Annotated in this window: 16 protein-coding genes; 13 read left to right on the top strand and 3 right to left on the bottom strand. The window is 29.2% G+C overall.

Annotated elements, in window-relative coordinates; translation table 11 throughout:
- Positions 1-2 precede the first annotated feature (2 nt).
- The 10 genes from DS884_RS17715 to DS884_RS17670 all read left to right on the top strand — a co-directional run bounded on the left by DS884_RS17715 (position 3) and on the right by DS884_RS17670 (position 14,879).
- Complete coding sequence (locus DS884_RS17715) at positions 3-320, top strand: FtsB family cell division protein (RefSeq protein ID WP_093869148.1); 318 nt, start codon at positions 3-5, stop codon at positions 318-320.
- Entirely contained in the window at positions 320-1,669 is a 1,350-nt protein-coding gene (locus DS884_RS17710; protein ID WP_113787715.1) for a methylmalonyl-CoA mutase subunit beta, read from the top strand. Before DS884_RS17715 ends, DS884_RS17710 begins: the two co-directional genes overlap by 1 nt.
- Positions 1,662-3,725 carry a methylmalonyl-CoA mutase gene (scpA, locus tag DS884_RS17705; protein WP_093869149.1) on the top strand — a complete coding sequence of 688 codons (2,064 nt, stop codon included), beginning with the start codon at positions 1,662-1,664 and terminating at the stop codon, positions 3,723-3,725. The genes DS884_RS17710 and scpA overlap by 8 nt, the downstream gene beginning before the upstream one ends.
- Positions 3,726-3,932: 207 nt before the next feature.
- Positions 3,933-4,832: a sterol desaturase family protein gene (locus DS884_RS17700; protein WP_113787714.1), complete on the top strand. Its 900-nt coding sequence runs from the start codon at positions 3,933-3,935 to the stop codon at positions 4,830-4,832.
- Positions 4,833-5,002: 170 nt separating this feature from the next.
- The gene (locus DS884_RS17695) at positions 5,003-5,881 is read left to right on the top strand and encodes a phosphatidylserine decarboxylase (protein WP_113787713.1); all 879 of its coding nucleotides are present in this window, start codon (positions 5,003-5,005) and stop codon (positions 5,879-5,881) included.
- Between the two features lie 109 nt (positions 5,882-5,990).
- Positions 5,991-9,140, top strand: a complete 3,150-nt coding sequence (ccsA, locus tag DS884_RS17690; RefSeq protein ID WP_113787712.1) for a cytochrome c biogenesis protein CcsA — start codon at positions 5,991-5,993, stop codon at positions 9,138-9,140.
- 58 nt (positions 9,141-9,198) lie between these two features.
- Entirely contained in the window at positions 9,199-9,714 is a 516-nt protein-coding gene (locus DS884_RS17685; protein ID WP_093869230.1) for a hypothetical protein, read from the top strand.
- Between the two features lie 84 nt (positions 9,715-9,798).
- The gene (locus DS884_RS17680; protein WP_113787711.1) at positions 9,799-11,706 is read left to right on the top strand and encodes a polysaccharide biosynthesis protein; all 1,908 of its coding nucleotides are present in this window, start codon (positions 9,799-9,801) and stop codon (positions 11,704-11,706) included.
- Between the two features lie 30 nt (positions 11,707-11,736).
- Positions 11,737-12,504: a polysaccharide biosynthesis/export family protein gene (locus DS884_RS17675; RefSeq protein WP_113787710.1), complete on the top strand. Its 768-nt coding sequence runs from the start codon at positions 11,737-11,739 to the stop codon at positions 12,502-12,504.
- Positions 12,505-12,512: 8 nt separating this feature from the next.
- Entirely contained in the window at positions 12,513-14,879 is a 2,367-nt protein-coding gene (locus tag DS884_RS17670; protein ID WP_113787709.1) for a GumC family protein, read from the top strand.
- 34 nt (positions 14,880-14,913) lie between these two features.
- On the opposite strand, the gene DS884_RS17665 is transcribed toward DS884_RS17670, so the two are convergent.
- Positions 14,914-15,651 (bottom strand): tyrosine-protein phosphatase, encoded by a 738-nt coding sequence (locus DS884_RS17665; RefSeq protein ID WP_113787708.1) that lies wholly within the window; start codon positions 15,649-15,651, stop codon positions 14,914-14,916.
- A gap of 121 nt (positions 15,652-15,772) precedes the next feature.
- On the opposite strand from DS884_RS17665, the gene DS884_RS17660 reads away from it, so the two are divergent.
- Complete coding sequence (locus tag DS884_RS17660) at positions 15,773-16,621, top strand: N-acetylglucosamine kinase (protein ID WP_113787707.1); 849 nt, start codon at positions 15,773-15,775, stop codon at positions 16,619-16,621.
- On the opposite strand, the gene DS884_RS17655 is transcribed toward DS884_RS17660, so the two are convergent.
- The gene (locus DS884_RS17655; protein ID WP_113787706.1) at positions 16,618-17,877 is read right to left on the bottom strand and encodes a UDP-N-acetylmuramoyl-tripeptide--D-alanyl-D-alanine ligase; all 1,260 of its coding nucleotides are present in this window, start codon (positions 17,875-17,877) and stop codon (positions 16,618-16,620) included. The two genes, DS884_RS17660 and DS884_RS17655, sit on opposite strands and share 4 nt — an antisense overlap.
- Positions 17,878-17,942: 65 nt before the next feature.
- On the bottom strand, positions 17,943-19,655 hold the full coding sequence (gene gldJ, locus DS884_RS17650) for a gliding motility lipoprotein GldJ (protein ID WP_113787705.1): 1,713 nt from the start codon (positions 19,653-19,655) through the stop codon (positions 17,943-17,945).
- 203 nt (positions 19,656-19,858) lie between these two features.
- Here gldJ and porU point away from each other — a divergent pair, with 203 nt between their 5' ends.
- Entirely contained in the window at positions 19,859-23,245 is a 3,387-nt protein-coding gene (gene porU / locus DS884_RS17645) for a type IX secretion system sortase PorU (protein WP_113787704.1), read from the top strand.
- Positions 23,246-23,291: 46 nt separating this feature from the next.
- Positions 23,292-24,365: a type IX secretion system outer membrane channel protein PorV gene (gene porV, locus DS884_RS17640; RefSeq protein WP_093869161.1), complete on the top strand. Its 1,074-nt coding sequence runs from the start codon at positions 23,292-23,294 to the stop codon at positions 24,363-24,365.
- Positions 24,366-24,385 lie beyond the last annotated feature (20 nt).

The following is a 24,385-nucleotide window of genomic DNA, read 5'->3' as shown; positions in this document are numbered from 1 at the left end:
CTATGAATTTAAAATCACTAAAAAATAAATCTCCATTTAAAATTATAACGAATATTTATATTCTTATTTTGACTGTCTTTATAATATGGATGCTTTTTTTAGATGAAAATTCGTACCTTACCCATAGAGAGTTTAATGAAGAGATTAAAGAGCTCGAAACATGGATTGACTATCACAAACAAAAAATTGCAATAGACAAAGAAACAATAGAAAAACTGAAAGATTCTTTAGAACTTGAGCGCTATGCACGTGAAAAATATCTTATGAAAAAAGAAAACGAAGATTTATATATTATTGAATTTGATACTATAAAAAAATAATGGATAATTATTTATTTAACGAATTTCAAGAGGTAACGTCTCAAGCTTGGAAAACTAAGATACAGGTAGACTTAAAAGGCGCTGACTATAACGATACTTTATTATGGAAAACTAATGAAGGAATCACCGTAAAACCCTTTTACACTAAAGAAGATAGAACTCAACAAAACATACATCTTCCCAAAAAAGAGTTCAATATTTGCCAATCAATCACTGTAGAAGACGAAAAAAAAGCAAACTCTTTAGCTAATGATTACTTAAAAAGAGGAGCCAACAGTATTGAATTCATAGTAAATAATCATTTAGATTACAAAACTCTTCTAATTAATATAGATCTTCAAAACACTGTTTTATATTTCAGATTTAAACACTTAAATTCAAAGCTAATTTCAGACATATCAGAATTCATCAATTCTGACAATTCCTATTTCAATATTGATATTATTGGTAATTTAGCAAGCACTGGAAACTGGTACAAAAGTCAAAATGAAGACCATACAGAAATTGAGTCTATTATAAAAAACGCTACAAATTCAATTTGCGTAAATACTTCTATCTATCAAAATTCAGGAGCAACAATCACTCAACAGCTTGCTTACACTTTAGCACATGCTAACGAATACCTTAATCACTTTGATAAAGAAGCTGCTCATAAAATTCATTTTAATTTTTCTATTGGAAGTAATTATTTTTTTGAAATCGCAAAAACAAGAGCTTTCAGAATACTATGGAACTCTCTTCTAAAAGAATACGATGTAAAAGAAACAACAGCACATATTTTTTCACAACCTAGCTTGCGAAATAAAACTTTATACGATTATAACGTAAACATGCTTCGAACTACTTCAGAATGCATGAGCGCTATACTAGGAGGAGCTGACACTATTACTAATTTATCTTATGATAAACTATTCCACAAACCAAATGAATTTGGTGAACGAATATCAAGAAATCAATTATTAGTACTAAAAGAAGAATGTGAATTAGAAAGCGCACAACATATTGCTAATGGAACTTATTACATAGAATCATTAACAAACCAATTAGCACAACAAGCACTAGACATCTTTAAACAAATAGAAAATGGTGGCGGATTTCTAAAACAATTACAAGAAGGAACTATTCAGCGCAAAATAGCTGAATCTGCAATAAAAGAGCAAGAACAATTTGATAATGGTTTATTAGTTTTATTAGGTACTAATAAAATTCAAAATGAAAAAGATAAAATGAAGAGCGATATTGAAATTGATCCTTTCTTAAAAAAGCGAAATAAAAAAACACTAATACAGCCTATAATCCAAAAAAGACTAGCTGAAAAACTAGAACAAGAACGTTTAGAAAATGAGTAGAAAAGATATATCAAATATTAAAATAGCTCAAGATAAAACTTCAGAAGTTAACAGTTACAAACATGAAAGTTTTGTTGCAGGAATAGCACCCAATCTTAGAGGACCGTATTCAACCATGTATGTTCGAAGACCCTGGACTATTCGTCAATATGCAGGTTTCTCAACAGCAGAAGAAAGTAATGCTTTTTATAGAAGAAATTTAGCAGCAGGCCAAAAAGGATTATCTGTTGCTTTTGATCTAGCAACACATCGTGGTTATGATTCTGATCATGAGCGCGTACAAGGTGATGTAGGAAAAGCTGGAGTGGCAATTGACTCAGTTGAAGACATGAAGGTGTTATTTAACCAAATACCTTTGGATAAAATGTCTGTTTCAATGACCATGAACGGAGCTGTTTTACCTATACTCGCATTCTATATTGTTGCTGCTGAAGAACAAGGTGTTGCTCCTGAATTATTATCTGGAACTATTCAAAATGACATATTAAAAGAGTTCATGGTGCGAAATACTTACATCTACCCACCTACTCCTTCTATGAAAATAATTGCTGATATATTTAAATATACCAGTGACAACATGCCTAAATTTAATTCAATTTCAATCTCAGGATACCACATGCAAGAAGCTGGTGCTACTCCTGATATTGAATTAGCTTATACATTAGCTGACGGATTAGAATACATAAAAAAAGGATTAGAGGCAGGTATGGACATTGACACTTTTGCCCCACGCCTTTCTTTTTTCTGGGCAATTGGAATGAATCATTTCATGGAAATAGCCAAAATGAGAGCTGGTAGAATGCTATGGGCTAAAATTGTAAAACAATTCAACCCTAAAAATCCAAAATCATTAGCTTTAAGAACTCACTGCCAAACAAGTGGTTGGAGCTTAACAGAACAAGACCCATTTAACAATGTTGCCAGAACAACTATTGAAGCAATGGCCGCAGCTTTTGGAGGTACACAAAGCTTACACACTAATGCACTAGATGAAGCTATTGCTTTACCAACTGATTTTTCTGCTAGGATTGCCAGAAACACTCAAATATACCTACAACAAGAAACCAATATTACAAAAACCGTTGATCCTTGGGCAGGAAGCTATCATGTAGAAAAACTTACCGAAGACATTGCTGATAAAGCATGGAAACTCATGCAAGAAGTTGAAGAACTTGGAGGCATGACCAAAGCAATTGAGAAAGGAATCCCTAAAATGCGTATTGAAGAAGCTGCTGCTAAAAAACAAGCAAAAATTGACAGCAATCAAGATGTAATCGTAGGAGTAAACAAATACCAACTAGAAGAGGAAGACCCTTTACACATATTAGAGGTCGACAACGAAGCAGTTAGACAATCACAAATAGAACGCTTAAATAGCTTAAAAGCTAACAGAAACGAAGAAGCTGTAAAAAAATCACTAGAAAACATAACTCAATGCTCTAAAGATGGACTTGGGAATCTATTAGACCTAGCCGTTAAAGCAGCAAGAAATAGAGCTACTTTGGGTGAAATATCTGATGCTATGGAAAGCGTTTTCGGACGTCATAAAGCAGTACATAAAACCATATCTGGCGTGTATAGTAAAGAAATAAAGGATGACAAATTATTTAAAAAAGCTATTGAATTAGCCGATAATTTTTCTGAATTAGAAGGTCGTAGACCAAGAATTATGATAGCAAAATTAGGTCAAGATGGTCATGATCGTGGCGCAAAAGTTGTTGCTACAGGATACGCCGATTTAGGTTTTGATGTAGATATAGGCCCACTATTTCAAACACCAATAGAAGCCACTAAACAAGCTATTGAAAATGATGTACATATTTTAGGAATTTCTTCATTAGCCGCTGGTCACAAAACACTAGTTCCACAAGTAATTGCAGAATTAAAAAAATACGGTCGTGAAGATATTATGGTTATTGTAGGCGGTGTAATTCCCGCACAAGATTATGAGTTTTTATTTGAAGCTGGAGCCGTAGGTGTTTTTGGCCCTGGAACCAAAATTGCTCAAGCTGCTATAGATATGCTTACCATACTTATTGACAGTATAGAAGAATAAAAAATACACTAATAGCCCTATTTATTTAGCACTACATAATAAATAGGGCTGTTAGATTTTATATCAGCATGCTACTTATTAAAATATTATTACTTATTTTTAAATGAGTATCTCTTCAATTTTAAAACGTCTTTTTTTTATCTCTAAACGTCTTTTTCTCTAGGTTACTTTCACTAAAATTACATTAAAAATAAAATTGATTTTGTAATGTATTCGAATTTCGTAACCTTGCTAGAAAAAATATCTTCAATCACAACACCTTTATTATTTATTGTAATAATAATTGAACTAACATTTCTTTTTATTGGAAAAAGAATAAAACTAAAAAAAGAAAGTCTTGTTAGCTTTTTATCTCTAGTGATTGGAACAATACCCTACTTACTCTTTTATGCTTCTTTAGAACTAAACATAATGATATGGTTTTATGAAAACATAAGCCTTTGGACACTTAGCAACCAATGGTATATATGGTTATTATGTTTTTTATCCTATGATTTCCTGTGGTGGGCAGTCCATTATGCTGGACATAAAGTCAGAATTCTTTGGTGTATACACGGAGTTCATCATACCCCAAAAGAAATGAATATGAGTGTTGCTATTAGAGGTTCTCTTTTTGATTTTTTTCAATACTTTCACATATTAGTATGGCTACCAATCATAGGTTTAAATCCATATATGATATTAACTGTAGATGTTATATCTCGATTATACGGTGTTTTCACCCATATAAACGAAACGAAATTTAGAAAAACCCCACTACTAAATAAACTACTTATTACTCCAATGTTACATAGGGTTCATCATTCAAGTAACACCATTTACCTTGACACTAACTTTTCAAATGTTTTTTCAATATGGGATAGGCTATTCAACACCTATCAAGAAGAATTAGATACCATTAAACCAATTTACGGTATTACTGAAAGTGAGAGTAAATCAATCAATACAGAAAACGTTTTTAGCAGCCAATTTGGGCTTTTAAAAGATTTATTTCATGACATAAGATCCACTCCAAGTATAAAAAACAAAATAAAAATTTTATTTATGCCTCCCGACTGGAAACCATCATCTAGCGCTAGAAAAAACACATATCAACATCAAATATGATTTACTTTTAAATCAAGCTAACAATTAAAAATAAGCTGTCCTTTTATATTTAATAAAAGTAAAAACAAAATATATAGTATTTTATTAGTCTTGTTTTCTAACTTTGTGTTTTAACAATTTCGGCAAATGTCTTTTTCAAAGTCAAATACCGTTTTAATAATTTTCTTCAAATGAAAATTCAATTTATTGATAGAAAAACAGGTGAAACGCATACTGAAACTCCACCTGGCGAAGGTTTTTTAAAACTATTATACAATAATCCTTTTGGTAAAATTGCTCTACTACCTTTAGTAAAACGAAAGTTTTTATCTTCTTGGTACGGGAAACTCATGAGTAAACCAAACTCTATCAACAAAATAAAAGGCTTTGTAAAAGAGTTAAACATAAACATGGACGAAGCAGAAAAATCTATAGAAGACTACACCTCTTTTAATGATTTTTTCTACAGAAAACTTAAAAAAAGCGCCAGACCTATCGAAAGTGATTTTATATCTCCTGGAGATGGTAAAATGTTAGCATTTGAAAATATTTCTGACGTACATAACTTTTTTATTAAAGGTAGAAAATTTACTTTAGAAGAATTTCTAGGAGATAAGACACTCGCTAAAGAATATAAAAACTCTTCCTTAATTATTTTACGACTAGCTCCAAATGATTATCACAGGTATCATTTCCCTTATGAAGGAACTCCTTCTAAAATGACAAAAATAAAAGGCGACTACTTTTCTGTTTCTCCTTATGCTTTAGCTTCAAATTTCACGAAAGTTTTTTGTGAAAATAAACGAGAGTACTGTATTCTTAAAACTAAAGAAAAAGGAAATATAGTAGTAGCTCCAGTTGGTGCAACTATGGTTGGAAGTATTATAGATACTTACAAACCTAACACGCAAATACAAAAAGGAGAAGAAATGGGATACTTTGCTTTTGGAGGTTCTACCATCGTTTTATTAGTTGATAAAAACAAACTAAAAATAGATAATGATATTATAAATAACACTAAAAATCATATAGAAACATTTGTTAAAATGGGAGAAAGAATAGGCAAATAACTCATCAAAAACTTTAACAAAACTTCTCTCTTAAAAATGATTCAAATCATAATGTTGTTCAATCATTAATACGTAAATTTGCTAAGTTTTACACTTATCAGATTTACAGATGAAGAAAATCTTAAATATCCTCTATTCTACACGTTTAACAGCTGTGTTATTTCTCGTATTTGCCGTAGCAATGGCAGTTGCTACTTTTGTTGAAAATGATTTTGGAACGCAAACATCGAAAGCACTTATATATAACACTTGGTGGTTCGAAGTTATCATGATCTTTTTTGCTATTAACTTTTTTGGAAACATCTTTAGATATCGTCTATATAAAAAGGAAAAATGGTCTGTTTTATTATTTCATGTTGCCTTTTTATTTATTATAATCGGTGCTGGCATTACTCGTTATATTAGTTATGAAGGAATTATGATTATTGATGAAGGTGAGTCTACCGATACATTCTACTCTGAAACAAATTATTTAAATGTAGTTGTTGATAATAATGAGTTTCAAAAAACAACAGCAAATAAATTATTACTTTCTGCTTGGGGTAAAAACTCAGCAAGTTTTACAGAAACTTTTCAACCTAAAAAAGCTGGAAAAGAACATAAAATAGAACTTAATTTGGTTAATTACATACCTTGGTCTGAAAGTAAATTAGTTTTAGATAAAAATGGAACCGAACACTTATTTTTTGTAGAAAGCTCAAGTGGTAGCAGACATGAGCATTATATAAAGAGAGGTACTATACAAAACATACATAATATTTTAGTAGGTTTTGAAGCTCCAAACAACAACGCTTCTATTAACTTTTTTTATGAAGATAACAATTTAAAACTAACTTCAAAAAACGATGGTGACTGGTTAAGAATGGCTGATCAGAAACGTGGTAAAATAGTAAAAGATAGTACTCAAAATTTTCAACTACTAACATTGCATACAATTAATGGAATGCAGTTCGTAGTTCCAAAATCTCCAGAAAAAGGAGAAATGAAAACTGTTAGTGGGAAAAAAGATCCGAAAAAATATGACACAGTTATTTTTGATGTATCGGTTAATGGAGAAACAAAAAGAGTGAATTTTTATGGTGGTCAATACAATGTCGACAATCAAGAAAACTTTAGTATCGGTGGTTTAAATTTTAGAGCATGGTATGGTGCAAAACAATTACAAACCCCTTTTAAAGTTAAATTAAACGACTTTCAACTAGAAAAATATCCAGGATCAGAAAGTGCAGCTGCCTATGGTAGTGAGATAACTGTTATTACGCCAAAAGAAACTTTTGATTTTAGAATTTTTATGAATCATATTTTAGATTATAAAGGGTATAAACTTTTTCAATCAAGTTATAAAATAGAAGGAGATAAAGAACAAACTCATTTATCTGTAAATCATGATTTTTGGGGAACTTGGGTTTCTTATATCGGATACTTTTTATTGTTTTTTGGTTTATTTGCTTCCTTATTTTCAAAGAATACTCGTTTTGATTATTTAAAGAACTCTTTAAAAAAGGTTCAAAAGAAAAAACTTACAATGTTTATTGTATTTGTTTTCCTTTTAACAAATACAATAAACGCTCAGCAACACAGTCAACATAAAAAACTTTCTAATCAACAAATAGATAGTATTTTATCTGCAAACAAAGTTGATAAAAAACATGCTAAATCTTTCAGTAAATTAGTTATACAAGATGCTGGAGGAAGAATGAAGCCTGCACATACTTTTGCTTCTGAATTGATTAGAAAAGTAGCACAAACTGAAAGCTTTAAAGGCATGACTCCAAGTCAAGTTTTATTATCTATTGCTGAAAGCCCAAGGTTTTGGTTTGAAGTACCTGTAATTTACTTAGCTAAATCTGCTAATAAAGATATTCGTGAAGTTTTAGATTTACCAGAAGATGCTAAATATGCAAGATTATCAGATTTTGTTACAGCAACTGGAGAATATAAAATTAAAGCAGCTGTAGAAGAATCTCAAAAAACAAAAATTAAAAATAAATTCCAAACTGATTTAATCAAAATTGATAGAAGGGTTGGATTACTGTATAGTGCAATTGGTGGTGGAATTTTAAAAATCTATCCAATTCCTGGTGATGAAAACAATAAATGGGTTTCTCAACCAGAAACATTACATGCCGGTTTTAAGGGAACTGATTCAGTTTTTGTACGTCAATCTTTGCCTGTTTATTTAAAACTTCTACAAGCTTCAAAAAAATCTGGAAACTACACAGAAACCAATAAAATTTTAGACGGAATTAAAAAGTTTCAAAAAAAATATGGAGCAGAAGTTATTCCTTCAGAAGACAAAGTAGATTTAGAGATTATTTATAATAATATTAATATTTTTCAAAAGCTATCAAGATACTATGCTCTTGTTGGTCTTTTACTAGTTTTATTTGTGATTTTACAAATCTTCTATAATAAATCAAAAGTTTTAAATTATACAATAAAAGGATTGATTGGTTTAGCAATTTTACTATTTATTTTTCATGTTGTTGGTTTAGGTATGCGTTGGTACATAAGCGGGAATGCACCTTGGAGTAACGCATATGAAAGCTTAATATTTGTTGCTTTTGCTACCATGTTATTTGGCTTATTGTTGGGTAGAAAATCTGCATTAACTATTGGAGCTAGTACATTTTTAGTTTCTGTTATTTTAATGTTTGCTGGTCAAAACTGGATAGATCCAGAAATTGCTAATTTACAACCAGTCTTAAATTCTTGGTGGTTATTGGTTCATACTTCTATAATTGTTTCAGCTTATGGTCCATTTGGACTAGGAATGATTTTAGGTATTGTTACTTTATTCTTAATGGTATTTACTAACAAAAAGAATAAAAAGAAAATGGATTTACACATAAAAGAGTTAACCATTATTAATGAAATGGCTATAACTGTTGGTCTTATATTATTTACTGTTGGAAATTTCCTAGGCGGTATGTGGGCAAATGAAAGTTGGGGACGTTATTGGGGCTGGGACCCAAAAGAAACTTGGGCTTTAATATCTATTATGGTATATGCTTTTGTATTACATATGCGTTTAATACCTGGTTTACGTGGAAGATTTACCTTTAATTTATGGTCTGTTATTGCATTTTACTCAGTTATGATGACCTATATGGGTGTGAATTTCTATCTTTCTGGACTACACTCATATGCTAGTGGAGATAAGGTAATTACACCAACATCAGTATATTTATCTATAGCTTTTGTTTCTTTATTAGGAGTTATTGCATGGTTTAAAAATCAAAAATTTTACAAGAAGTAAAAACATTTTCATAAAAAATGTACTTTTGCTCATCATTAAAAAAGAATTATATTCAATTATGTTTAATAAAAATATCAAATTAGTTTTAGCTGCTTTAATAACAATATGGTCTGTATATGAGTTTACTCAAGGACATATTATGAATGGAATTTCTATACTACTATTAGCGGGTATTTTTATTTTATTCTATTTTAAAAACGAATTTATTTTATTAGCTTTTTTACAATTACGTAAACAAAATTTTGAAGGCGCTAAAAAGTGGTTAACTTATATTAAAAACCCTTCATCTGCATTAATTCAAAAGCAGGAAGGATATTATAACTATCTTCACGGTATTATGCTTTCTCAAACTAATATTACACAAGCTGAGAAATTCTTAAAAAAAGCCGTTAAATTAGGTTTAGCAATGGATCATGATTTAGCTATGGCTAAATTGCAATTAGCTGGTATAGCCATGACTAAAAGACGCAAACGTGAAGCTACGAATTTGATGGCTGAAGCTAAAAAATTAGACAAACATGGAATGTTAAAAGAACAAATGCAAATGATGAAACAGCAAATGAAAAAGATCTAGCCATCACCCTTTACAAATCTAAAACTCCCCTGAAAAAGTATTAATATTAATTTGTAATTTCGTAGAAATCTCTACAATATATAAATGATTAAAAATTTATTCCTTAAAATTATAGATAAATACGCTTCTAAGTGGATTGTTTTAACGATTGACATTATTCTAATATGCATATCATTTATATTAGCGTATAGTGTTCGTTTTAATGCCAGTCTAAATTTTGATCTAGATAGTTTATATACTCAACTTCCTTTCATTGCTTTTATAGCTCTTATAAGTTTTCTGACAGTAGGATCATATAGAGGCATCATTAGACATACTGGAACAAGAGATGCCTTTAATGTTTTTGTTGGTGTTACTTTACTCTCAATGATTACTATTAGCACTGTCTTAATAAATAATACTTTTAAAATAGTTCCAAATTTTACAATTCCTAAGTCTATTGTAATTATTCATTATTTAATATCTATTTTAATTTTAATAGTTAGTAGATATGTTTTTAAAGCTTTTTTTGAAATTATCTCTTCAGAATTGGACGATATTACTAACGTTTTGATATATGGTGCTGGTGACTCAGGATTAATAACTTACGGTGCATTAAATAGAGATACTAAAAACAAATACCAAGTTGTTGGATTTATAGATGATGATCGAAAAAAACTTGGAAAAAAAATAAACAGAATAAAAATCTATGAAAAGAAAAAAATAGATAGTCAATTCATCAAAAAACAAGAAATTGATGAGATTATTATTTCTATTCAAAATATAAAGTCAGAAAAACTACTTTATTTAACTGATAAGTTACTTCAATTAGGTGTTAAAGTAAAAATAGTACCTCCTTTATCAAAATGGATCGATGGTGATTTAGAGGCTAATCAAATTAAACAAGTAAAGATTGAAGATCTTCTAGACAGAAAACCTATTTCAATAGACAACCCTATTGTTAAGAGAGATGTAAACAATAAAGTAATATTGGTAACTGGTGCCGCTGGTTCAATTGGATCAGAAATATCAAGACAACTTAGCACCTATAATAATTATAAACATCTTATTTTAGTTGATCAAGCGGAATCTGCTCTTTATGATCTTCAGCAAGAACTAATACAAAAAAACAAAGAGAATTTTACTGCAATTGTTGCTGATGTAAAAGATCAAATACGAATGTCTGATATATTTGAAACTTACAAACCCAATAAAGTATTCCATGCTGCTGCTTATAAACATGTTCCTTTAATGGAAATGAGTCCGTATGAGGCTGTAAAGATTAATATTGGTGGAACAAAAAACATAGCAGATTTATCTGTAAAGCATAATATAGAACGCTTTGTAATGGTATCTACCGATAAAGCTGTTAATCCTACAAATGTAATGGGAGCAACAAAACGTGTTGCTGAAATGTATATTAGCTGTTTAAGTAATTTAACTAACCACACAACAAAATTCACTACCACACGTTTTGGTAATGTTCTGGGTTCAAACGGTTCTGTTATTCCTTTATTTAAAAAGCAAATTGAAAACGGTGGGCCTCTAACTGTTACACATAAAGATATTACTCGTTATTTTATGACTATTCCAGAAGCTTGCTGCTTAGTACTTGAGGCAGGAACTATGGGTAACGGAGGTGAAATTTATATTTTTGACATGGGTAAATCTGTAAAAATATATGACATTGCAAAACGAATGATTCATTTATCAGGATTACGTTTCCCTGATGATATAGATATAAAAATAGCTGGTTTACGTCCAGGAGAAAAACTTTATGAAGAATTACTTGCAAATGGGGAAAACACGTCTCCTACTTATCATGAAAAAATCATGATTGCAAAAAATCAAGAAATTGATTACACTTTTATAAGACAAAAAATTATAGAATTATGTATCTCAAATGGTGATCATAATAATCAAAAGACTGTACAATTTATAAAAGATATTGTTCCTGAATACATCTCAAAAAATTCGATTTATGAGAAATTAGATTCAACTATCAAAAATTAAATTAGTACTTTCGCAAAAAATTTTCAACAAATGCAAAAAGTAAAAAAAATTGTTTTAATTTTATTTGTTACAATTCTTTCGTCGTGTGTCTCTAAAAAAGACATTGTATATTTCCAAAATGATCAAGTAGAGCAAGCAAAGGTTTCTAACAGTTATAAAACAGTTTTCAAACCTGACGACTTACTACAAATAACTATTTCTGCTTTAGATATTGAAGCTGTAAAACCTTTTAATCTCCCAGCTGTAACTTATGCTACTACGACTAATAGTATAATGGGAACTCCTAAACAGCAAGAATACCTAATAGACAACCAAGGATATATTAGCTTCCCTTTAATAGGTAAATTAAAAATAGCTGGTTTAAAAAGGTCAGAAGTTATAACTTTATTGAAAGAAAAATTAGATCCAGATTATGTAAAAAATCCTACAATAAATATTAGAATATCAAATTTTAAAATAACAATTTTAGGTGATGTAAACAATCCCGGTAAATACAATATTCCAAATGAAAGAATAACTATATTAGAAGCTGTTGGTTTAGGTGGTGATTTAAGTATTTCTGGAATAAGAAATATTCAAGTTAAAAGAGAAGAAGGAAATAAAATAAACACTTATCAAGTAGATCTAAGATCTAATAAACTATTCACTTCCCCTGTATATTATTTACAACAAAACGATGTTGTCTATGTTCAACCAAATAAAGCTAGATCCCAATCCGCATCCTACAATCAAAATACAGGTTTATTTATTTCAATAGGCTCAGTACTTATTTCTTTAATTTCTATTTTAACTAGATAAAATATATTATGGATAAAGAACATTATAACCGTCAGTTTCAAGACAACGATACTTTAAATATAAGGGCAGAAATAGAAAAATATCTAATTCATTGGAAATGGTTCGCAGTAGGTATTTTCTTAACTTTCGTTACAGCTTACTTATATTTAAGGTATTCTACTCCAAAATATAGTGCATCAACGACTATTTTAATTAAAAATGATAAAAAAGGAGGTTTATCTGAAGAGCTTGCCGCTTTTGGTGATTTGGGTATAGTTGGTGGAACTAGTAATAATATTGATAATGAAATAGAAATTATAAGATCAAGGAAATTAATTTCAGATGTCATAAAAAAATTAAATTTAAATTTCACTTATTTTACTGAGGGGAGAATAAAAGAGTCAGAGATATATAATAACACTCCACTTATTTTAAAAATAGATAATACTAATAAAGGTGTAGATTCTATCTTTTCAGTTAAAGTTACATCAAAAAATAAATATATATTATTTGATCAAAATAATAATGAAATCTCCACAGAAACATTTGGTGTAAGAGTAGTAAATTCTAAGTTGAAAAATTTAATTATTAATAAAACAAAGTATTTTAATAATGATGATATTAATAAAACTATAAAAATATCTATCCGACAAATAAATAAAGTGATTGACAGTTATAGAAATACTATCCTTGTAACTCCACTAAGTAAGAAATCTAGTGTATTAAAACTTTCTTTACAACTAGCTATTAAAGAAAAAGCGGAGGATATACTAGATGAGTTAATTTTACAATATAACAAAGACGCTATAAAAGATAAACAATTAGTTTCAGAAAAAACTAGCGCTTTTATAACCGAACGGCTTGAAAGTATTGGTAAGGAATTAGCAAAATTAGATGATAACGTAAAAAAATTTAAAAACTTAAATAAAATTACAGATATTCAATCTGAAGCACAATTAATACTTCAAACTAATACTTTAAATAGAGAAAAATTAATTCAAGCTAAAACACGTCTCAATTTAGTTAAAGCTTTAAACAATGAAATTACCTCCAAAGAAGATTTATTACCTTCTAATTTAGGATTGGACGACCCAAATATAGCCAATTCAATTTCAGAATATAATAAATTAATTATACAGAAAAAAAGATTAATTAAAAGTGCTGGTAAAAAAAACACTGTCATTATTGAAATACAAGATAACTTAAACGACCTAAAAAAATCTTTAAAAAGAAGTATTTCTAATAGAGAAAAACTATTAGAAATTAATCTTAAGAATTTAACTAAAGAGGCAACTAGAAATAATTCAAAAATATCATCTATCCCTTCAAAAGAAAGAGAATTTTTAGATATTGCTCGTCAACAAGAAATTATAGCTGGCCTATATTCTTATTTATTAAAGAAAAAAGAAGAAACAGCTATTTCATTAACAGCAACAGCTGTGCCAAATGCCAAAATAATAGATAAAGCTTATGGCTCAAATATACCTGTAAGTCCTAAGAGAAAAATTATTTATCTTGCAGCTTTACTTTTAGGTTTAATTATTCCTTTTATCTTTATTTATTTAAGAGATTTATTAGACACTAAAGTTCATACTAAAAAGGATATTGAAGAACTTACTTCTATTCCGTTTTTAGGTGATGTGCCGCATTCAAATACTAAAGAGAAAATTGTAATTAATTCTAGTGCAAGATCTAGTACAGCTGAGGCCTTTAGATTAATAAGAACAAATCTTGACTTCATGTTACCTGAGTCAAAAGACGATGTAGGTAAAACAATTTTTGTCACGTCTACTACAAGTGGTGAAGGAAAATCATTTACATCGATAAACTTAGCAGCTTCTCTTTCTCTTTCTGGTAAGAGGGTTGTTTTAGTTGGGATGGATTTAAGAGCTCCAAAGATTACAGAGTATTTAGAAATACCTGATCGTAAAGGGATTACTAATTTCATTACTAATGAAAGTGTAACATTAGATTCTTTAAAGTTTTCTATTCCTGAAATACCAAAACTTGATATAATAGCATCAGGAGCTATACCTCCTAACCCTGCTGAATTATTGATGACAGACAGAATCAATAAATTATTTGAAGAATTAAGAAAACAGTATGATTATCTTATTATAGATACAGCTCCAGTTAATTTAGTTACTGATACATTACTTATTTCTAAAAATGCTGATATGGTATTGTATGTTACCAGAGCAAACTACTTAGATAAAAGAATGTTAGTTGTGCCACAAACACTATATACTGACAAGAAATTACCAAATTTAGCTATCGTTTTAAATGATACAGATTTAAAAAGGGGATATGGTTACGGATATGGCTACGGATATGGCTATGGTTACGGTATCGCAGATGATGACGATTTACCTTGGTATAAAAAAATATTTAGCTAAAACTAAAAAAGGAAGTCTTAAAAGACTTCCTTTTTTAATTAAAAAACGAGTTGTTTTTAATTAGGTTCTCAACTTGTTTTATTGTTTTTTTATCTCCTATTTTTGTCAAAAGCTTTAAATGATTGAAATGATGTGTATCTGTACCTACATAATCATATAAGTTTTCTTTTAATAATTTTTGAGTTATTTTTTGAACACCTTTTCCATATTGCTCCGTTAAAGAAAGTAAATTTAATTGAAATACACATCCAGATTTTTTAAGCTGATAATACTTTTGAAAATCATTGTGATAAAAATTATAACGTTCAGGATGTGCTAAAACAGGTTTATAACCTTGTAATTGAATCTCAAATAATATATCAAACAAATTATAAGGAGCATTAAAATATGACATTTCAACCAATATAAAATTATCCTTAAGAGTTAGAATATCTTTCTTCTTTAATCGTTCTACAAATTGCTCATCCATCATATATTCTGCAGCAGATCTAAAACTAATATCATTGAAACCTCTAGCTAATAATTCTTTTTTTACAATTTCTGTTTTTTCTAAAATTAACGCTGAAGAATTTGGATAAACATCACCTAAAACATGAGGTGTTGTAACAAAGTTTTTTATTCCATACGAATACATTGTATTTATTAGCTCTAAAGAATTATCTAAATTTTTAGCACCATCATCAATTCCTGGAAGTAAATGAGAATGTATATCAACAAAATCATCATTAAAAACTTCATTCAAAGGAATTTCTTTTTTTTTCAAAAAAAACATAAAACAACAAAATTTGAAGTGCTAATTTACTACATTATTTTATCTAATTATTAAAATCAAACAGTATAACAAATTTTTGTTCAAAATATATCGTTCATTTATATTTGAAAAAACATTAAATATGATTCTAATTGCTGATGGTGGTTCAACAAAAGTTGATTGGGCATGTATAAATGAAAATAAAAATGAACTTTTTAGAGCTCAAACTCAAGGATTAAACCCAAATGTTGTATCAGCAAACGAAATATATTCTAGAATAATTAATTCTGAAAAATTAAATATTCATGCAAACGACATTAAGCGTATTTATTTTTATGGAGCTGGTTGTGGAACAGAAACTCCAAAAAAAAATTTAATTGAAGTTTTAAATTCAATTTTTAGCAAAGCTACCATAACAGTTGATGAAGATATTTTAGGTGCTGTATATGCTTCTGCTGGAAAACAAGAAGCTATTGTTTCTATTTTAGGAACTGGTTCTAACAGTTGTTATTTTAATGGATTAACAACTGAATACTCCTCTCCTTCTCTTGGATATTCTATTATGGATGAAGCTAGTGGTAATTATTTTGGAAAAAAATTACTTAAAGATTTCTTTTATAAAAAAATGCCTGAAAAAATAACTTTTCAATTTAATAGCGATTTTAATTTAAATCCTGACGACATAAAACTTAACTTATACAAGAAAGAAAACCCAAACATGTATTTAGCAACTTTTGCTAAGTTTTTAATAGAAAATAAAAATGAAAAATATGTGAGAAAACTTGTTAGGAAGGGATTTAAGAAGTTCTTTCATTTACATATAAAACCATATAACAAACCTGTTTCAGTTCCTTTGTTTTTTATTGGGTCAATTGCTTATTTTTTCCAAGATATATTACACGAAATAGCTTTAAAAAACAGCATGCTAATTAAAAACGTTATTCAAAGACCAATAGATGGCTTAATTGACTATCATAAGGAAAATTATTAGAGAAAATCAACTATTCTTTCTAATGCCATCCCTCTAGATCCTTTTATAAAAATAATGGTACCCTCGCTTATTGTTTCACTTTTAATGAACTCTTTTAACTCTAAAAAAGTTTTAAACCTATCTAAATTTGTAGTTACATCAAAGAAGTTTTCTCCTACTAAAATTGTTTTTGCAAAACTAAACCCCTCAGCTTTATTGGCAATTAACTGATGCTCCTTTAAGGCACCGTCTCCAAGTTCAAACATATCTCCTAGAATAACTAATTTTTCACTTCCTACTAATTCATTAAAACTGTCCAAAGCATATTCCATACTAGTAGGGTTTGCATTATATGCATCTAATATAATTTTAAACCCTTTTTTATTAATGATTTGAGATCTGTTATTTGAAGGTATATAATTTTCTAACGCCTTTTTTATATTTAAACTAGAAACCCCTAAAAGTTCACCAATAGTAATTGCTGCTGAAATATTTGAGAAATTATACTTTCCAATTAAATTACTTTTAATAAATATATCATTAAACTCTAACTCAACAAAAGGGGATGCTTTCAAAAAATTAATTGAACTATTAAATAAGACTCTTTTTATATTGGTTGTTTTATCCAGTTGTTTTTCATCATTTGGGTTAACAATAGCTATCTTATTATTTACTTTTAAAAAGTCATACAACTCTGATTTAGCTTTAACAACACCATCAATAGAACCAAAACCTTCTAAATGAGCTTTTCCAAAATTTGTAATATAACCATAATCTGGTCTTGAAATTTCAGATAAAGAAGCAATCTCATTATGATTGTTTGCTCCCATTTCAACAACACCTATCTCAGTATTTAAATTCATTGAGAGTAATGTTAAGGGAACACCAATATGATTGTTTAAATTACCTTTAGTTGCTGTAACATTGTATTTCTCATTAAGTACAGCAGTAATTAATTCTTTAGTTGTTGTTTTACCGTTACTTCCTGTTAATCCTATAATAGATATCTTTAATTGTTCTCTATGAAATCTCGCTAATTCTTGCAATGATTCTAAAACGTTATTAACTAAAATTATAGAATCATCAGTTTGGTATTGCTTTTCATCTACTACTGCATAATCAGCTCCTTTACTTAAAGCTTCTTCAGCAAATTTATTCCCATTGAAATTATCTCCTTTTAAAGCAAAAAAAATGGTTCCCTTTCTAATTGATCTTGTATCTGTATCTACTAAAAAATTTTTAGTATATAATTTATATAAGTCCTTAACTGTATTCATAGATTAAAAATAATAAACCTCATTGAAATCAATGAGGTTTACTTACTTTATATTTAAAAATTTGTTTATTTATTTTTATATCTTGGTGTTGCAGTCTTCTTTCTGTTCATCATCATTGGCCCCATTTTATCAGTAGCACACCTAAATCCTATATAATTTGTAGCCATATACTCTGGGAAGTATCTTCTTTGAGCTGGATCTAACCAATACTCTCTATCAGCCCATGAACCACCTTTAAATACTCTTGATTTATCACTAATTAAAGTTGTTCTTCTTTTAGCATCATACTTAAAGTTATTTACAACTCTACCTAAAGAATCCTTTTCTTCTTCTGGTTTAGTAGGCGAATTATACATTCTAGGAGTACCTGTTAATTGATCTTTGTCTAAGTTGAAAAATTTTGAAGAAGCTTGATCTCCATCTCCTAGATTAGAATTATCAGCTAAATTATAATTTCTTCTCATGTAAGTATCTTCTTTAGTAATTGGAATATACTTAACACTACCAGGTAAATCTTTTGGTATTATTCTTCCACTCTCTAAAGTATCATATTCAACCTCACCTAATTCATCTCCAACAATAACTACTTTACCATCTTCATTTATTAGTTTCTTAGTAAAAATATTACCTCTAAAATAATTAAAATCATTTGCTTCTGCATCAATTATTGGTCTATAAACATCAGAAACCCATTCAGCAACGTTACCAGACATATCGTATAATCCAAAAGCATTTGGAGGGTAACTTCTTACAGCATTAGGAATATCAGATCCATCACTACTCCATCCAGCAATACCACTATAGTTTCCTTTACCTTGTTTAAAGTTGGCTAATTGGTCACCTCTTTGTCTTTTATTTCTATCTCTAGTATACTTACCGTTCCAAGCATACTTTTTTCTACCTCTTACATTGTTGTATTCTCTATTTTCAAAAATAGCTTTTGCTGCATATTCCCATTCAACTTCAGTTGGTAATCTAAATTTTTGGGCTAAAATACCGTCAGTTGAAGTTACTTGTCTACCAGAAAAAGCACCTTTTGCAGGTTTTGGGTCACCTTTTCTTCTTGGAACAGGTAAACCTTTTTTATAAATTGTTGAATCTCCTTCGAACAATGCGTAAGGGTTTGTTAAATAAGTATCTGTATCAAAATTATTTTTTCCTTTAAAAGATAAAGAATCTTCTTTAAAAATATTTTTAATAATTCCTTTATCCATTAAGATCTTTAAGTTAACAGCGTTTGTACGCCATTTACAATATTTATTTGCTTGAATCCAGCTAACACCAACAACTGGGTATTCAGCATAAGATGGGTGTCTTAAATAACTTTCAGATAATAAATTTGTATTCCCTAATCCTTTTCTCCATACTAGAGTATCAGGTAAAATAGAAGTATAAATATGTTTATATTGATTTTCTTCTGGAGGAAATATATCTTTTGTATACTGCATAAACAATCCATATTCTGAATTTGTTACTTCAGTTTCATCCATATAAAATGAACGCACATGCATTTGTCTTGGTGTAGTATTCCAATCAAACATTACATCATCTTGCACCAATCCCATAGTAAAGGTACCACCTTCTATATGAACCATTCCTGGAGGAGCATTGTTTCCTTCTTTATACTTTCCTTTAAGGTAACCACCGTAATTAGGATCGTTAAAGTTCCATCCAGTTAGGGAAGACTGACCTGAACCACCACCTCTTCTACTACTACAAGAGGTAATAAACAATCCAATGATTAGTAATAAACTAAATAATTTTAACGTACTTTTCATGTATTTTTAACTATTTTTAAGGGTGTGGCAATTTACAATATTTATAACTTCTAACAAGAAAATTTACTTATCTTTTAAAAATAAATTGGTTAGAAACATTGTCATTGCTAGTCTTCAAACGACACTTTTTAAACTTTATTATTACGAAACTAAGAAAAAGATTAAAATAAGTAACATTAAAATTCGTTATTTTGTAACGAATTATGAAAAAAAATATATTTCTTTTTTGTTTACTTTTCTCTGTTTGGGGATTTAGCCAGTCAAAATCAGTATTATCTGAAGGAACTTGGTATAAATTTTCAATAGATACCACAGGGGTTTTTAAAATTGACGCTAACTTTTTAAATCAACTCGGAATTAATCATAATTCTGTTAATCCTAAATATATAAAAATTTTTGGAAACGGTGGCAATATGCTTCCTCAAAAAAATAATGCTACACGTTATAATGATTTACAAGAAAACAGTATTTATGTTCATGGTGAAAATGACGGTATCTTTAACAATGATGATTATATCTTATTTTATGGTAAAGGTCCTGATGGATGGCTAACTGACCCTATAACTTCTTCCGCTTCTCATCAAAAAAACATATATACCGATAAGTCTTATTATTTTCTAACCATAGGAAATGCAAATGGTAAAAGAATAAATAATAAAGCGCAACCAACATCTGCCAGTATTAAAATAATTACGGCTTTTGATGATTATACTTTTTACGAAAAAGAAGAGAAAAACCTTTTTGCAGTAGGTAGAAAATGGTTTGGTGAAGATTTTAGTTTTGAAAACACACAGAACTTTAAAATTCCTTTCCAAAATCAACTTCCAAATAGCGATATAACAATAAATGTTAGTGCAGTAACTATTTCTTCGTTAAACTCTTCAATGACAATAACTGCTAATAGCAGTAACTTAACAACATTAAACTTCCCTCCTGTTTCTAGTTCAAGTATTAGCTCACTTGCCATACAAAGAACCGGGCGAGGTGTAATAAAAAGTAACTCTAACAATATAATAGACATCTCTATAAACTACAATAACAATGGTTTACCATCAGCTAAAGCATATTTAGATTATATTGAAATCATTGGAAAAAAAGAATTAAAAGCTGACAATAAACAATTTTCTTTCAGAAGTTTTGAGGCTAGTAATACAACTGGTATTATAGAATATCAAATTCAAAACTCAAGTAATATAAACTTTCTTTGGAACGTTACAAATCATACTTCTCCTGAGAATATTGAAAATATAGCCACTGGGAATTCGTTTATTTTTAAGGCTAACGGAGGCACTTTAGAAGAATTTGTTTTAGTAAATACTTCTAATGCATATGAACCAAAAATAGAAGAAAACTTCAATATTGAAAATCAAAATTTGCATGCTTTAAAAGACATTCAATATCTAATTATAACAAATAATAATTTATTGAATGAAGCACAAAGGCTTGCTGATTATCACACTAATAATTCAAATTTATCAAGTAAAGTTGTTCCCCTTAACAAAATATATAATGAATTTTCTTCAGGCTCACCAGATATAACAGGAATTAGAGATTTTATTAAATACTTATACGACAATTCATCAATAAATAAGAAATTAACATATGTGTGTTTTTTTGGAGATTCTTCATATGATTATAAAAATAGAATTAACAACAATAACAATATAGTTCCTACCTTTCATGCTACTCAAAGTTTCGATTTAGTCTCTTCTTTTGTTACTGACGATTATTATGTTATGCTAGAACCTAACGATGGTGAAATGTTAATTTCTGATACTGTTGAAATAGCAACAGGAAGAATACCAGTAACAACTATTCAAGAAGCAAAAAATGTTATTGATAAAATTTTAAGTTATTACAATACTGACTCTTTTGGTGATTGGCGAAATACAATTACATTACTTGCAGATGACATTGATCAAGATGCCGATAAAACCTTACAATCAGGCTTGGAAGAGGTCGCAGATTCCATAAAAAAGTATAAACCTTTTTTCAATATTAATAAATTATATGCTGATGCTTTTAAACAAGAAAACTCATCAGGTGGTGAACGTTATCCTCAAGTAAAAAATGCAGTTAGTAACACTATTGAAAATGGAACACTTGTATTTGATTATTTTGGACATGGAGGTGAAGATGGTTTAGCTGATGAACGTCTTTTAGAAATTCCACAAATTGAAGCTTTAAATAATCTAAAAAAATTACCTCTATTTATTACTGTTACTTGTGAATTTTCAAGATTTGACAACCCTTTAAGAGATACTGCTGGAGAAAAACTATTTTTAAATAAAAATGGTGGTGCTGTAAGTATGATTACTACTACTCGAGATGTTTTTATTTCTTTAGGGGAACAATTTAACAAAGAACTTACTAAACATGTATTAAGTTTTGATAATTCTAACAGCTCTATTGCTCAAAACTTAATAAAAGCTAAAAACACTACATCCAGTAACCAAAAATTTTTCATATACTTTTTTGGTGATCCTGCTATGAAATTAGCGATTCCAAAGCCTAATGTAAGAATAACAAAAATGAACGATAAAGACATTACTAGTTCTATAGACACTTTAAAAGCCTTATCTAAAGTTTCGTTTGAAGGTGTTGTTACTAATAATTCAAATACTATTTTATCTAATTTCAATGGAATATTATCAACTGTTATATTTGATAAATCGATAAACAAACAAACTTTAGATAATGATGGATTTGGTGTCATTAACACTTTTGACTCACAAGAAAGCAAACTATTTAGAGGGAAATCATCAGTAAAAAACGGTCGTTTTAAATTTGAATTTATCGTCCCTAAGGATATTAAAATAGCCTATGGAAAAGGAAAAATAAGCATGTATGCTAATGATAATAGTAACGATAAAGGAGGTGCTAACTTTGATGTAACTGTTGGTGGAATAAATCAAAATGCCCCTGAAGACACTACTGGACCTGAACTACAATCATTTATGAATGATGAATCTTTTATTGATGGAGGAAACACAAATGCTTCTCCTAATTTAATTATAAAACTTTCAGATATAAGTGGGATAAATACATCTATTACTGCTGTAGATCATGATATTGTTGCTATTTTAGACGGAAATGAGTCTGAACCATTTGTTTTAAACGACTACTACCAAACCGAATTAGATGACTTTACAAAAGGTAAAGTTTCTTACAAACTTAGAAATCTATCTACAGGACCACATACTTTAAAAATAAAAGCGTGGGACACTTACAATAATTCATCTGAGACTACGTTAAACTTTGTGGTTGTAAATGATGCTGGACTTACCTTAACTAATGTTTTAAACTATCCTAATCCATTTGTTAATTATACGGAGTTTTGGTTTAACCACAACAAACCCAATGAGCCACTAGAGGTTCAAGTTCAAATATTTACAGTTTCAGGAAAATTAGTTAAATCAATTAACAAGCTTTCTCAAACAACAGGTAATTTATCAAGAAATATAACATGGAATGGGTTAGATGATTTTGGTAACAAATTAGGTAAAGGTGTTTATGTTTATAAACTAAAAGTTAAATCAACCGTAACAAATATAGTATCAGAAAAATACGAAAAATTAGTAATACTTTAATAAATACTAAAATTATATATTTGCAATATCAACAATTAAACTATAAATGAAAAAATTAACTATCCTTCTATTATTTTTAGCCGTTGCTTTCAAAGCACAAGCTCAAGGTATAACTACAGCAACTCCATTTTTATTAATAACCTCAGATGCACGTGCAGGTGGTATGGGAGATATTGGTGTAGCTACATCATCCGATGCATTTTCTATTTTTCATAATGCAGCAAAAACAGCATTTAATGAAAATCAAATAAGTATTGGTTTAAACTATACTCCTTGGCTTAGAAATTTAACTGATGATATTTTTGCTGGTAATCTTTCTTATGTTAACAGATTTAAAGAAAATGCCGCTTGGGGTGTAGATGTAAAATACTTTTCTTTAGGTAAAATTGAATTAACTGATTTATCAGGTGGTTCATTAGGTTCAATAAACCCTAGTGAATTTGCAATTACAGGTATCTATTCTCTTAAACTTAGTGAAACATTTTCTATGGGAGTTGGTTTAAAGTACATAAACTCAAACCTAGATGTTTCTAGCAATTTAAAAGTTGTAAACTCTTTTGCTGTAGATGTATCTGCATACTATCGTTCAGAAGAAGAAAATTATGGTAGTTTTAACGGGCGTTATCGTTTAGGAGTTAATGTTGCTAATATTGGTCCAAAAGTAGAGTATACAGATGGTGTTCAAAGTTTTATCCCTACCAATTTCAAGTTAGGTGGTGGTTTTGACTTCATCTTTGATGACTACAATTTATTAGGATTAAATTTTGAGGTAACAAAGTTATTAGTTCCAACAAGTCCTAACTCGACTAGAGGTTGGTTTGAAGGAATGTTCACCTCATTAGGTGATAGAAGTTTTAGTGAAGAATTAAAAGAGGTGACTTGGGCTTTAGGAGCTGAGTATTTGTATAATAAAGCTTTTGCTTTAAGAGCTGGTTATTTTCATGAAAGTGAAGAAAAAGGGCAACGTCAATACTTTACAATGGGAGCTGGTTTTAAAGCCAAAGCTTTTTCATTAGATCTTTCATATTTGATGAATGCTTCTGATGTTAATAACCCTTTAGAAAACACATTACGTTTCTCTTTATCATTTGATTTAGGTGAAATATATGACGACTATTAAAACTCAGTTTTTTTTAGTAA

The sequence above is a fragment of the Tenacibaculum sp. E3R01 genome, assembly GCF_003318185.1.
Taxonomy (GTDB): domain Bacteria; phylum Bacteroidota; class Bacteroidia; order Flavobacteriales; family Flavobacteriaceae; genus Polaribacter; species Polaribacter halocynthiae.
Note: the sequence above shows the minus strand (reverse complement) of the source record. Positions and strands in the feature narration are given on the sequence as shown.